Consider the following 13,312-nt stretch of genomic DNA (forward strand, 5'->3'; position numbering starts at 1 on the left):
CCAGCGAGGCACGTCCTACGACGACATGTCCTGCAACGGCACGCGCGGAAGGACGCGATGGCAGGGCGCAGGCAGCCATGGCGGCGGACGTGGACGCTTACTCGTTCTTGATGTCGGCGTTCACACTGTCGCCGCCGGCCTTGCCATCGGCGCCAAGGCTGATCAGGTCGAAACGCTGCGACTCGCCGGGGATCCGGTACTCGATGGCGTTCTTCCAGGGATCCTTCAGTTCGCTTTCCTTCGCATACGGGCCCAACCAGCCGGTCGCATTGCCGGGCTGGGTGACCAGGTCGGAGAGCTGCGCGGGATAGCTGCCGGTGTCGAGCTGGTAGGTCTCGATCTTGCCGGAGAGCGTCTGCAGCTGCGACTGCGCCAACTTCACCTTGCCGCTGTCCGCGCCGCCCATCACGCGGCTGCCGACAAGCACCAGGATGCCGCCGATCAGGACCAGCACGATGATGATCTCCAGCAGGCTGAAACCCTGCTGCGAACGGAGGGAGCGGAAGGCGGGATTGGGACGCGTGCGGGACATGGTCTCGGGCTCTCCAGTGAACTCAGTTGATGGCGCCGGTCAAATCGTACAGAGGGACCAGCACGGCGATGATGACGACGCCCACCACCGCGGCCAGGACCAGGGTGATGGCAGGCACCAGGGCGGCCAGCATACGGTCCAGCACCTGAGCGGTTTCCTGCTCGAAGGTCTCGGCCGTCTTCAGCAACATGCTGTCCAGGGCGCCCGACTCCTCGCCCACCTGGATCATCTGCAGTGCCAGGCGGGGAAAGCGCTTGCCCTTGCCCAGCGAGGCGGACAGGCCATGGCCATTCTTCACGTCGTCGGCTGCGGCGTCGACAGCGGCGGCCAGGGCACGGTTGCCCAGCACGTTGCGGGCGATGCCCAGCGCTGTCAGCAGCGGCACGCCGTTCTTCAGCAGCGTGCCCAGCGTGCGGGCCAGCCGAGCGGTCTCCAGGCGGGCCAGCAACGGACCGGCGAGCGGACGACCCAACAACCACGCGTCAAGCCGGGCACGAAAGGCGGGGTCGCGGCGGCGGCGGTCGAACCACAGCATCGCGAGCGCCGGCACGGCGATCAGCACGAACCAGAAATCACGGACGAAGCTGCCGATCCACAGCACGCCGCGGGTGAACCAAGGCAGCGTCACATCCAGGCTCTCGTACATCACCGCGAACTGTGGCACCACGTAGCCCAGCAGGAACAACAGCGCCAGCCCCACCACCACCAGCAGGATCGCCGGGTAGACCAGCGCATTGATCACGCGGCCCTTCAACGCACGCGTGCGCTCCAGGTAATCGCCCAACCGCTGCAGCGTTTCGTGCAGGCTGCCGCCCGCCTCGCCGGCACGCACCATGTTGACGTACAACCGCGAGAAGAGGCCGTGCTGCCGCTCCAGTGCGGCCGACAACGGCGCACCGCCGCGCACGCTGTCGCGGATGTCGGTGATCACCCGACGCGCTTTCTCGTCTTCGGGCAGGTCGAGCAGGATGCCGAGCGCGCGATCCAACGGCTGCCCCGCGCCCAATAGCGTCGCGAGTTGCTGAGTGAATTGCACCAGCCGATCCCCAGCGAACGCATTCGGCCGCCATAGTTGCGCCCAGCTTCGGCCAGCGCCCGCGACCGCGAGCGCCGCTTCCACCGGCAGATGCCCCTGCTCCTGGAGGCGCAACACCACCTCGGCGTCGCTGGCGGCCTCCATCTGGCCCTCCAGCATTTCGCCATGCGCATTCAGGGCCTTGTAGCGGTAGAGCGGCATGCGGGACGGGGTGACGGGGAATGCACCAACTTACCGCATTCGCCCGGCCAACGTCATGCGCACTGCCGCACGGAAACGGACGGCCCCGATTCCCGGGGCCGCCGCATCCTGCCACCCGATCTTCAGGGTGATGTGAAGCCGCCGCGCACGCTGACGTTCGCGAACTTCGTCTTGCCCACCAGCGACACGTAGTACGTGCCCGCCTGGGGGGCGGCGATGTTGACCACCTCGTTGTTGCCCGGCCTTGCCGAACGCAGGTCGTAGTTCGTCGCGGTCGCGGCGCTGCCGAACTTGACATACACATCGGCATTGCCGGTGCCGCCATAGCTGATGAACGACAAGTTCGTCGCACCGGCCGGGACGACGAGGGCGTACTGAACCACCGCGTCCTTGGCGCCCATGTTGCCGCCGACGGCTACGTTGTTGGTCAGCACGGTCGCCGTGGGCGGCTCGCCCCCACCGATGACCGCCTGCACCGCCGCTGCGGCATTGACGATACCCGCACCGATCGGTCGGTTCGCAGGTGGCGCCACGGGGAATGGGCGCGCCGTCGACTTCAGCGTGGCCAGGATCTGCGCCGGCGTCAGCGGTGTTTCGGCAACGCTCTGCATCAGCGCGACCACGGCGGCGACGTGCGGCGCCGCCATCGAGGTGCCGCCCATGCCGAAATAGGTTTCGGTGGTGGGCACCGTGGTACCGGCGTTGCCGGTAGACCACACATAGCCCCCCGGATTGCCGTCCACGCTGCCTCCGCCGCCCGGGGCGGAGATATCGATCCGCGCGCCATAGTTGGAATACGACGCGATGCCGCCGGTAATGCGCGTGGCGCCAACGGTGATCACGCCGGCGCAGTTGCCGGGGGAATAGCCACTGACATTGCCCGCATCGTTGCCCGCCGCTACGACCACGGTGCTGCCATTGGCGATGGCGATGTTGAAGGCGTTCTGCTCCACCGCGCTGCACGCGCCGGAACCGCCCAGGCTCAGGTTGATCACTTCCGCGGGATTGGCATTCGCGGGGACGCCGGCCACCGTGCCGCCGGACGCCCAGATCACCGCATCGGAGATGTCGGAGGTGTAGCCGCCGCAGCGACCAAGCACGCGCGCGGGCACGACCTTCGCATTGAACGCGCCGCCGGCCATGCCCTTCGCGTTGTTGGTCACTTCGGCCACCGTGCCCGCCACGTGTGTGCCGTGCCAACTGCTGTCCTGCACCGGCGAGCCCGTGTAGCACTCGCTCGCGACAGGATTCCAGTCGCCTTCGTCGCGGGGATTGGCATCGCGTCCGTCGCCATCGCGGGACACGAACGTGTCGCTGATGAAGTCGTAGCCGGGATGGATGTTCGCATCCAAGTCACTGTGCGTGGTGATGCCCGTATCTAGCACCGCGACCACCACACCGGCACCGGTCGCGCTGTCCCACGCCGTCGGCAGGTTGATGCCGCCGACCGGATCTTTGAAATGCCACTGGTACTGGTTGTAGTAGGTGTCGTTGGGCACCAGGCGCGCGTAACGGCGCGCATCCACTTCCACGAACTCCACGTCAGGATCCGTCGCCAGTTGGCGGAGCAGGCTTTCCGCTTCCACGCGGTCGAGCTTGCGCGACGTCTGCACCAGGTCCGCGCCGATGCCGAGGCGGCGCAGCTTCGCCGCGCTCACCGCCTTGCCGTTCGCCGCGCCGAGGGCGGAGCGCGAAACCGCGCCGAGCAGGGAGCGCTGCAACGTCGCGCTGTTCGCGCGCGCGGCGCTGCCATCGCGGTATTTCACGATGAATCGATCATAGGTTTGGCCATCGCGCAGTCCAGCGGTACTGACATCGCCCGCCGAGGCCGAGCCTGCGAAGGCGCCCAGCGCGACGATTGCGGCGAGTGCAGCAACAAGGGGGCGACGACGCGAATTTCGGAAAGAAGAATGTGGATTCACTTGACCTGCTCCATGTCTACAAGGATGAACGAACTGGTTAACCCGTTTACAACGTGCCTACTCAACGACTTGCGACTTCCCTTTCAAGCGCATCGTGCACGTACCCCTGTTTACCTGCACCGACACTCTTCACGCGAAGAACACATCTTCTGCACACGCTCTACACATGGCATTAACGCCTTGTTTTAAGCACTTTCATCGCGCTTCCAAGAACGTAGCAAATCTCTCGCAAATTGCACAACGCGGTTGTAGTGTTCGATCACACGGAGTGTTTTGGTGTCATCTCGGGATGAGGGGATGGGGAATGCGGGCATCTTTCGCGGTCGCGAAATCTTGTTTCACGGACTCACTTGCACGTCTTTCAGGACGCGATGCGGCATCGTCGCGTTCTTCGCGAATCAGGCGGCGCTCCAGCGCTAACCCTTCCGTCTTCGACGCATTTTTCCCTCTCGCCTCTTCCGCTCCGTTCGACACGGCCATGCGCGTCCCCTGTCGCGTGCCGTGTTGCCCGTTGCCCTGACGTAGTCCGCCTTGACCCCATGCCATACCGGCATGGGTGCTGTCGTATTCCCCCGAAAACACAGATGAAGGACGTGATCCATGAACAGGATTTACAGCAAGGTGTGGAACCCCTCCCTCGGCATGCTGGTAGTGGCCTCCGAGTTCGCACGTCGTGCGCATGGTGTGATGTCGTCTGGAGCGCGCGTGCGTGCGCGCCTGGGCGTCACGCTATTGGTCTCGGCACTGCTCGCGGGCGCGCCATTCGGCGCCGCACTGGCCCACGACAAACAGAAAGGCCAACAGCAGAACGAAAAACCGCAGATAGGGACGGGGCCCGCCTACTGTGTTGATGCGCGCGGGAATCCGATCAAGGATGGCCGTCCGGGCGAGAATGCCGTGTCGTGCGGTGATGGCGTCGATGCCTCCGGCCGCCACGCGGTCGCCGTAGGCTACAAGAGCATCGCGAACAAGAGCGGTGCCACCGCCGTGGGTGGGCTTGCCGAAGCCACCGGCGTGAACGCCACCGCCGTGGGCTACGACAGCAGTGCGAGCGCGCAAGGTGCGACCGCACTGGGCAGCCAGAGCAACGCGACCAGCACCAACGCGACTGCCGTCGGCACTTCGGCGAATGCGACCGGCACGGGCGCCAGTGCCGTAGGCACCGGAAGCAGCGCCTCTGGCGCGTACGCCAGCGCGCTCGGCAGTGCTTCCTCAGCGTCGGGAGCGCAAGCCTTGGCCGCGGGGCACACCAGCAGCGCGACCGGCATCGCTACGGTGGCGATCGGCGGCTTCGCGAACGCCTCGGGCGCCTTTGACACGGCGCTGGGTTATGGCGCCGATGCCAGCGGCGGCGACAGCACCGCACTGGGTTCGGGCTCGATCGCGACCGGTTACAACAGCGTTGCCGTAGGCGGTTCCCTGCTCGGCTTGCTGCCGACCGAAGCCTCCGGTGATTTCTCCACCGCGGTCGGTGGCGGCGCGTGGGCGCCCGGCACGAACGCGACAGCCGTCGGCAATCTGGCGTCTGCCAGCGCAGACAACAGTGTGGCGCTCGGTGGCGACTCGATCGCCGATCGCGAAGACACCGTCTCCGTCGGCAGCGCCGGCAACGAGCGCCAGATCACCAACGTCGCCGCAGGCACGGAAGGCACCGACGCGGTGAATCTCGACCAGTTGAACGCGGTGGCCGAAGCGTCGGAGAACGCGACCCGTTACTTCAAGGCGAACGGTGAGGGCGATGGCAGTGATGACGCCGTCGCCACTGGCGACTACGCCACGGCCTCCGGTTCTGCTGCGCTCGCAGAGGGCGTCGGCGCAACGGCGACCGGCTCCGGCGCGTTCGCGTTGGCAGACGGCGCAACCGCCACCGGCTTCAATGCCACCGCCACCGGTGCGAACAGCGTCGCCAATGGCGCGGGTGCGCAGGCGGGCGGCGCGGGCGCGGTCGCCATCGGCGGACAGCGTCAGCTGTTCGACGAGAACGGCGATCCGTTGCTCGACGAAGACGGCAATCCGATCTATGCGAGCACCGAAGCCACGGCGGACGATGCCACCGCCCTCGGCGCCGGTGCGGTCGCAGGCGAGGTCGGCGCGAGTGCCATGGGCGCGGGCGCCAATGCAAGCGGTGCTTACTCCACCGCCCTGGGAACCGAGGCCTCCGCGGCTGAAACGCAGTCGACGGCGGTCGGCTTCCGCAGCAGTGCGGGCGGACTCGCGTCGACGACGGTCGGCGGCTACAGCAACGCGGGCGGCGATTTCGCATCGGCATTCGGTTACGGCGCCGATGCCGCCGGTAGCGGCGCGACCGCCGTCGGCGAAGGCGCGAGCGCCGGTGGCGACGAAAGCACCGCGGTCGGCGGCACTACGTTCTTTGGGCTGATCAACACGCGTGCGAGCGGCACGGGGGGATCGGCCTTCGGCAACGGCGCTTGGGCCACTGGCGAGTACAGCACGGCCATCGGTCACAACAGCTACGCCGACGGCGACGAGAGCGTGGCCCTCGGCGTGAACGCCGTGGCCGGCGCCAGCAACAGCGTGGCGATCGGCGCGAATTCGTGGAACGACCGCGACAACACCGTCTCGGTAGGCGACATCGGCGCAGAACGCCAGATCACCAACGTCGCCGCAGGCACGGAAGGCACCGACGCGGTGAATCTCGACCAGTTGGACGCGGTGGCCGAAGCGTCGGAGAACGCGACCCGTTACTTCAAGGCGAACGGTGAGGGCGATGGCAGTGATGACGCCGTCGCCACTGGCGACTACGCCACGGCCTCCGGTTCTGCTGCGCTCGCAGAGGGCGTCGGCGCAACGGCGACCGGCTCCGGCGCGTTCGCGCTGGCAGACGGCGCAACCGCCACCGGCTTCAATGCCACCGCCACGGGCAGCAACAGCGTCGCCACCGGCAGCAGCGCGGAGGCCAGCGGCGAATCCAGCATCGCCATCGGCGGGCAGGTGGACGCGTTCGACGCCGACGGCAACCCGATCACCGTCAATACCGTGGCATCCGGCCTCGGCGCCACGGCGATCGGTTCGGGCAGTCTGGCCTCGGGGCTCGGCAGTTCGTCCTTCGGTGTGCTCAGCGAGGCGAGTGGCGAAGCCAGCTCCGCCTTCGGCTATGGCAGCAGCGCCACCGGGGCCTATGCGTCCAGCTTCGGTCACGCCAGCGGCGCGACCGGTGACTACAGCGTCGCCATTGGCGGGCCGGCAGACCTGATCCCCGGCTTCGGTCTGCTCGTGTACACGCAAGCCAGTGGCTTCAGTGCAGCGGCCTTCGGCGCGGGCGCGATCGCGGCCGGCGACTACAGCCTGGCGGCTGGCAGTCTGTCGGAAGCATCAGGACTGGAGAGCACGGCGGCAGGCTTCTTCTCTTATGCGCCTGGCGATTACGCCACGGCGCTGGGCGCGGAGTCCTGGGCCAGCGGCGACAACAGCACCGCGGTCGGCTTCTACAGCACGGCGTTGGGCGACAACAGCGTCGCTCTTGGCGCGAATTCGACGGCAGATCGCGACAACACGGTCTCGGTGGGCGATGTCGGCAACGAACGCCAGATCACCAACGTCGCCGCAGGCACGGAAGGCACCGACGCGGTGAATCTCGACCAGTTGAACGCGGTGGCCGAAGCGTCGGAGAACGCGACCCGTTACTTCAAGGCGAACGGTGAGGGCGATGGCAGCGATGATGCCGTCGCCACTGGCGACTACGCCACGGCCTCCGGTTCTGCTGCGCTCGCAGAGGGCGTCGGCGCAACGGCGGCCGGCTCCGGCGCGTTCGCGTTGGCAGACGGCGCAACCGCCACCGGCTTCAATGCCACCGCCACCGGTGCGAACAGCGTCGCCCATGGCGCGGGTGCGCAGGCGGGCGGCGCGGGCGCGGTCGCCATCGGCGGACAGCGTCAGCTGTTCGACGAGAACGGCGACCCGTTGCTCGACGAAGACGGCAATCCGATCTATGCGAGCACCGAAGCCACGGCGGACGATGCCACCGCCGTCGGCGCCGGCGCAGTCGCCGGCGAGGTCGGCGCGAGTGCCATGGGCGCAGGCGCGAACGCGTCCGGTGCGTATTCGTCCGCGCTCGGCACCGAGGCCAGCGCATCGGGCGTGCAAGCCACGGCGGTCGGCTTCCGCAGCGGGGCTTCCGAGGATGCGGCGACGGCGGTAGGCAGTTACAGCAGCGCCTCTGCGTTTGGCGCGTCCGCCTTCGGCTACGGCGCCGAGGCATCGCAGGAAAGTGCGACCGCCCTGGGCTTCGGGGCCGTGGCGAGCAACTACGACAGCACGGCACTGGGCTCCAATGCGATCGCCAGCGGCGACAACAGCGTGGCCGTCGGCGGCGCATTCTTCAGCTTCCTTCCCACCGAAGCCTCGGGCGATTATTCCGTCGCCGTCGGTGGCGGCGCGTATACGCCAGGCTTCAACTCGGTCGCCCTCGGCAACCTGGCCACCGCCGAAGCCGACAACAGCGTGGCCATCGGTGGCGATTCGGTCGCCGATCGGGAAGACACGGTCTCCGTCGGCAGCGCCGGCAGCGAGCGACAGGTCACCAACGTGGCGGCCGGCACCCAGGCGACCGATGCGGTGAACCTGTCGCAACTGAGTTCCGTGGCCAGTGCGATGGGCGGCGGCGCAGGGTTCTCCGGCGGCCTCTTCATCGCGCCCAGCTATACGATCCAGGGCACGTCGTACAACAACATCGGCGCGGCGTTCACGGCGGTCGATGCCAAGCTCAACCAGCTGTTCGGCATGTACGACGAACTGAGCACGGGCACCACCGCGACGAGTGGCGGCACGCCTCCCGCCCAGGCCAGCTCGGCGCGCGCGAGCGGCACCAGCGAGACGACGTCCACCGGCACCGCCTCGACGGGCGGCGCGGGTAACGGGCCGACAGCCGGAGCCGGCGCCACTACAGACGGAGGCAATGGCGGCGCCGTCGCCAGCAGCCAGCCTGCAGTGACTGCATCGGCCGATCCTGCGGATGCGCCCGCCGCCGCCGCCGCCGCGGCCTACGCCGATGCCGGCGACGTCGCCACGCTCGAAAGCGCCCGCAGTTACGCCGACGCGGCATCCGCCGACACGCTGGCCAGCGCGAAGGCTTACGCGGACTTCCAGATCAAGGCGCTGGAGGACGACTTCAACGCCTTCCGCGGCGACGTCGATCGCCGGTTCTCCGAACAGGATCGCCGTCTCGACAAGATGGGGGCAATGAGTTCGGCCATGCTCAACATGGCGATCAACGCCGCCGGCAGCCGCAGCCCGCGTGGTCGCATCGCGGTAGGTGCGGGCTGGCAGAACGGCGAGAACGCCCTGTCGCTGGGCTACTCGAAGCCGATCGGCGAGCGCGCATCGTTCAGCATCGGCGGTGCGTTCAGTGGCGACGAGAAGTCCGCTGGCGTGGGCTTCGGTATCGACCTGTGAAGGATGGCGGGGTCCGGCGCATACCGCCGGACCCCGCGCGTCTCGCCGTCAACGCACCACCACGACTTGACTGAGCGCAGACACGCCGTTCTCGTCGAAGGCTTCCACCGCCACGTGATAGCTCACGCCGGCGCTCAATGCGCGCAACTCGAGCTGCGTGGGCTGGTCGGCGAACACCTGATACGTGGAGTTCAGCCGATCCGGCGCGATGCCCCAGCGCACGTTGTAGCCCACCGTCCCTTTCACCGGCCGCCAGCGCACGAAGGCGTTGCGCGGATCCGTATCGCGACGCACCGTCACCTGCTGCGGTGCCACCGGCACGCGACCGTCCGCGTTGCCGAACACGCGCAAGTCGCTGACGGCCAGGTTCGCGGCCCCCACGTGACCGTGCACGTAGCGCACATGGCGCGTCCGCACCGGCGCGGGCAGCTCGATGTAAGCGTTGGGACGATCGCGGCGCGGTACCGGCGTAGCCGCGAGCGGCTGCCAATGCCGGCCATCCAGTGAATGCTCCAAGGTGAACTCCGTATAGATGTCGTCGGCGTCGCCGAAGCGTCCGGATTCGTAATCGCCGAAGTTCACCTGTACCGCGCGCACGGTCTTCATGGCGCCGAGGTCCACGTCCAGCGCCTGGCCGGCCTCGTTCTTCCCCGCCACCCACAGCGTGCGCGGGTTCTCGTCGGTGACGTTGCCGGCGGCGAAACCCTCGCGTGTGCTCGAAGCCATCGCGCGCTTGCGATAGGAAAGCAGCATCCAACCAGTGAACAGCGCCTCCGGATCCGCGTTCGGACCGTCCGGAATGTAATGCGGAAAATCGCCGAAGCGCGTACTGACCGACATCTGCCCGTCTGCGCTGAAGGCGGCGGGGAACATCGCGATGCGCCGCTCGAACGTCCAGTTGCGGCCCAGCCACGGCGTACCCGTATTCCACCAGTTGCCGTGCGCATCCTGGAACGTGGAGCCATGGCCTGCCCCTTGCACGAAGCCGCCGGGCTTGTAGCCCACCGGGTTGTACGGCGCGTACTCGAACGGCCCCAGCGGACTGTCGCCCACGTACGTGCCGGTGGCGTAGGCGTTGTGCTCGGTACCGGGCGCGCCGTATTGCAGGTAGTAACGGCCGCCCACCTTCGTCATCCACGCGCCTTCCATGTAATTGCCCACGGGCTCACCGTCGGGGAAGAACGCGCCGCGATGATCCTGGCCGAAGCGCTCCCAGCCATGCTTCCTAGGATCGAGCGCGAGCAACGCGCGCGGCGTGCCGAGGTAGCGCATGCCCTTCGACATGTCGAGCTCGATGCCGTACAGCGGAAACGTGTCGGACGAACCCCAGTAGAGATACCAGCGTCCGTCATCGTCCTTGAAGAACGCGGGGTCCCAGGGCCCGGGCGGAATCTTGTCCGGCTGCGGATCGCCGTTGTGCCAACCCGGCAGACCGACGTCGCGGCCTGGCGGCACCGCATTCGGCAGTTCCGGCAGCATGCGGGTGAGAAAATCGAAGCGACCCTTCGCCGGATCGCGCGAGACCAGTACTGCGCCCGGCGAAAACAGCGAACGCATCAGGATCAGGCGGTCGCCATCGGAGATCACCGCCGGCGCCACCATGCTGTCGAACGGCCAGCGGCTCGGCGAGATGAACTCCCAGTCCACCAGGTTGGTGGAGCGCCAATAGCCGTCAGCCAACGTCTGGAACAGGTAGTACGCATCGCCATGCCGGACCACGACCGGATCGGCACCGGTGCGGTAGGAAATGCCGCGGCTTTCCTGTTCGAAGTTGTAGCGGTAATCGATGTCGATGGGATTGGCGTAGGTGCGCCGTTCCGCCCCCACAGCAAGGCCGGTCATCGCCAGCAGCGCACATGCCAACCAAGCCTTGCCGGCCTGTCGGAACTCGTCCATCCCGCCCCCATGTAACCGTTTACATGGCGCCAGTGTTGCCGAGGCGGGGAGCACTGGAAAGCCGCACTGCAGCGAACGCTTCCCCAAGATGCGAAAAGCCCGGCATGCGCCGGGCTTCTGCATTCAGTGACGAGAGGACAGGCCGCTCAGTCGCAGTCCATGCGCCCTTTCGGCAGCACCCGCGGATTGCCCATCGCGAACTGGGTGATCGGCCGCTCCCACATTTCGAACGAAGACACGCCCGGAGTCACCCCGCAGGTGCTGGCGTACTCAAACCGCTCGCCGTCGGTGGAAACGTACAAGTCGAACTTGATCGCCTCCGGCAACGCGCTGGAGACCATCAGCGTGGTCTGCGCCGCATCGCCACTGCGGGTGCCGCGCAGGTTGCCGCCGCCCTCGCCTGCCGGCGCCCACGACGCGACCTTGCCATCGGCGACCTCCACCTGCAGCGCTAGCACCGGGGAACCGCTGCCGATCGCGAAACCCTGTGGCAGTTCCGCGCGTGTGAGCGTGCGCGGGACCTTGTCCTTCGCGGAGGCAGGCAGTATCGCCAGCATGGCCGCCATCAGGCATGCACGCATCACGATCTTCGTCATGGCTCACCCCTCCTCGGTAACGCGCAGCACTTCCTCGATGGTGGTCTCGCCGGCCAACGCCTTCGCGATGCCGTCTTCGTACATCGTGCGCATGCCGGACACGCGCGCAAGCTGTTCGATCTCACCCATGCCCGCGTGTCGCATCACGGCACGGCGGATCTCGTCGTTCATGACCAGGAATTCCATAATGGTCGTGCGGCCCAGATACCCCGTGGGCGCTGCAGCCGAAGCGCGCGGACGGAACAGGAAGATCTCGCCCTCGGGCTGGTAGCGGCGCAGGCCGAACTTCTCGATTTCCTCCGGCGAGGCCGGATAGCGCTCAGCATGCGACAGCTCCAGCCGACGCACCAGGCGCTGGGCAAGGATGCCGTTGACGGTGGAGGTGAGCAGGTAGTCCTCCACGCCCATGTCGAGCAGGCGGGTGATGCCGCCCGACGCGTTGTTGGTATGCAGCGTGGACAGCACCAGGTGGCCTGTCAGCGCGGACTGGATCGCAATGCGCGCGGTTTCCAGGTCGCGCATTTCGCCGATCATGATGATGTCCGGATCCTGGCGGACGATGCTGCGCAGCGCGCTGGCGAAATCCAGGCCGATCTGAGGCTTGGCCTGGATCTGGTTGATGCCCTCGATCTGGTATTCGACCGGATCCTCGACGGTGATGATCTTCACGTCGCTGGTGTTGAGCTTGCTCAGCGCCGTGTACAGCGTGGTCGTCTTGCCCGAGCCGGTAGGGCCGGTGACCAGCAGGATGCCGTGCGGCTGCTCCAGCACCTTCTGGAACTGCGGCAGGAACGCGTCGGTGAAGCCCAACCGCTTGAAGTCGAAGACCACGGTTTCGCGGTCGAGCAGGCGCATCACCACGCTTTCGCCGTGCGCGGTGGGCACGGTGGATACGCGCAGGTCGAGCTCCTTGCCCTGCACGCGCAGCATGATGCGACCGTCCTGCGGCAGTCGGCGCTCCGCGATGTTGAGCTTGGCCATGATCTTCACGCGGCTGATCACCGCCGCGGTGAGGTTGGCCGGCGGGCTTTCGCCTTCTTCCAGCACGCCGTCGATGCGATAGCGCACCTTCAGCCGGTTTTCGAACGGTTCGATGTGGATATCCGACGCGCGCAATTCGACGGCGCGCTGGATCACCAGATTGACCAGGCGGATGACCGGCGCCTCGGAGGCGAGATCGCGCAAGTGCTCCACGTCATCCAGATCGGCGGTGGCGTCGCCATCGGCGTTTTCGACGATGGCGCCCATCGCGCTGCGACCTTGGCCGTAGTAACGCTCGATCAGGTCATCGATCTCCGAACGCAACGCCACGCGCGGGCGCACCGCGCGGCCGGTGGCCAGGCGCACGGCATCCAGCGCATAGGCGTCCTGCGGGTCGGCCATCAGCACGTCCACGTGGTATTCGCCCTCGCCCACCGGGCACACGTGGAACTGCTTCATGAAGCGCTGCGACAGTGCCACCGATTCCGGCGGCGCGTCCGGCGCGTCCTTCGCGCTGACCAGCGGCAGGTCGAGCACCTCGGCCGTGGTCTCGGCGTGGTCGCGCTCGGACACCAGGCCCAAGCGCGACAGCAGCGCGAGCAGGCTGCCGCCGGTTTCTTCCTGCAGGCGGCGCGCACGCGCCAAGTCGGTCTCCTTCAGCCGTCCACGCGCAAGCAGCGCGGCGACGATGCGCTCGTCGGCGGAAAGCGAGGGGTCGGACACGGCTGCGTTCACG

The 13,312-nt window shown here is 67.3% G+C and carries 8 protein-coding genes; 1 reads left to right on the forward strand and 7 read right to left on the reverse strand.

Going from position 1 to position 13,312, the window contains the following annotated elements; genetic code table 11:
- Positions 1-97 precede the first annotated feature (97 nt).
- From gspG to BM365_RS17765, 4 genes are all read right to left on the reverse strand, one after another.
- Positions 98-532 (reverse strand): type II secretion system major pseudopilin GspG, encoded by a 435-nt coding sequence (gene gspG, locus BM365_RS07070; protein ID WP_093487826.1) that lies wholly within the window; start codon positions 530-532, stop codon positions 98-100.
- A 22-nt stretch (positions 533-554) separates the two neighbouring features.
- The gene (locus tag BM365_RS07075) at positions 555-1,769 is read right to left on the reverse strand and encodes a type II secretion system protein XpsF (protein WP_093487828.1); all 1,215 of its coding nucleotides are present in this window, start codon (positions 1,767-1,769) and stop codon (positions 555-557) included.
- A 122-nt stretch (positions 1,770-1,891) separates the two neighbouring features.
- Complete coding sequence (locus tag BM365_RS07080; RefSeq protein WP_093487830.1) at positions 1,892-3,691, reverse strand: S8 family peptidase; 1,800 nt, start codon at positions 3,689-3,691, stop codon at positions 1,892-1,894.
- A 279-nt stretch (positions 3,692-3,970) separates the two neighbouring features.
- Positions 3,971-4,171 carry a hypothetical protein gene (locus tag BM365_RS17765; RefSeq protein ID WP_139227350.1) on the reverse strand — a complete coding sequence of 67 codons (201 nt, stop codon included), beginning with the start codon at positions 4,169-4,171 and terminating at the stop codon, positions 3,971-3,973.
- Between the two features lie 120 nt (positions 4,172-4,291).
- Here BM365_RS17765 and BM365_RS17975 point away from each other — a divergent pair, with 120 nt between their 5' ends.
- Positions 4,292-9,103: an ESPR-type extended signal peptide-containing protein gene (locus BM365_RS17975; protein WP_175502048.1), complete on the forward strand. Its 4,812-nt coding sequence runs from the start codon at positions 4,292-4,294 to the stop codon at positions 9,101-9,103.
- Between the two features lie 48 nt (positions 9,104-9,151).
- Here the strand turns inward: BM365_RS17975 and BM365_RS07120 are convergent, their stop codons facing one another.
- The 3 genes from BM365_RS07120 to gspE all read right to left on the reverse strand — a co-directional run bounded on the left by BM365_RS07120 (position 9,152) and on the right by gspE (position 13,311).
- Positions 9,152-10,999, reverse strand: a complete 1,848-nt coding sequence (locus tag BM365_RS07120) for a family 43 glycosylhydrolase (protein WP_175502049.1) — start codon at positions 10,997-10,999, stop codon at positions 9,152-9,154.
- A gap of 146 nt (positions 11,000-11,145) precedes the next feature.
- Positions 11,146-11,595 (reverse strand): hypothetical protein, encoded by a 450-nt coding sequence (locus BM365_RS07125; protein ID WP_093487832.1) that lies wholly within the window; start codon positions 11,593-11,595, stop codon positions 11,146-11,148.
- A 3-nt stretch (positions 11,596-11,598) separates the two neighbouring features.
- Positions 11,599-13,311 carry a type II secretion system ATPase GspE gene (gene gspE / locus BM365_RS07130; RefSeq protein WP_093487834.1) on the reverse strand — a complete coding sequence of 571 codons (1,713 nt, stop codon included), beginning with the start codon at positions 13,309-13,311 and terminating at the stop codon, positions 11,599-11,601.
- Position 13,312 lies beyond the last annotated feature (1 nt).

This window comes from Pseudoxanthomonas sp. YR558 (assembly GCF_900116385.1).
GTDB lineage: Bacteria > Pseudomonadota > Gammaproteobacteria > Xanthomonadales > Xanthomonadaceae > Pseudoxanthomonas_A.

What these genes read in the sequence shown, in the direction of transcription:
- gspG (WP_093487826.1), bottom strand. Translation starts at nt 532, where the DNA reads ATGTCCCGCACGCGTCCCAATCCCGCCTTCCGCTCCCTCCGTTCGCAG.
- BM365_RS17765 (WP_139227350.1), bottom strand. Translation starts at nt 4,171, where the DNA reads ATGGCCGTGTCGAACGGAGCGGAAGAGGCGAGAGGGAAAAATGCGTCG.
- BM365_RS07120 (WP_175502049.1), bottom strand. Translation starts at nt 10,999, where the DNA reads ATGGACGAGTTCCGACAGGCCGGCAAGGCTTGGTTGGCATGTGCGCTG.
- BM365_RS07075 (WP_093487828.1), bottom strand. Translation starts at nt 1,769, where the DNA reads ATGCCGCTCTACCGCTACAAGGCCCTGAATGCGCATGGCGAAATGCTG.
- BM365_RS17975 (WP_175502048.1), top strand. Translation starts at nt 4,292, where the DNA reads ATGAACAGGATTTACAGCAAGGTGTGGAACCCCTCCCTCGGCATGCTG.
- BM365_RS07125 (WP_093487832.1), bottom strand. Translation starts at nt 11,595, where the DNA reads ATGACGAAGATCGTGATGCGTGCATGCCTGATGGCGGCCATGCTGGCG.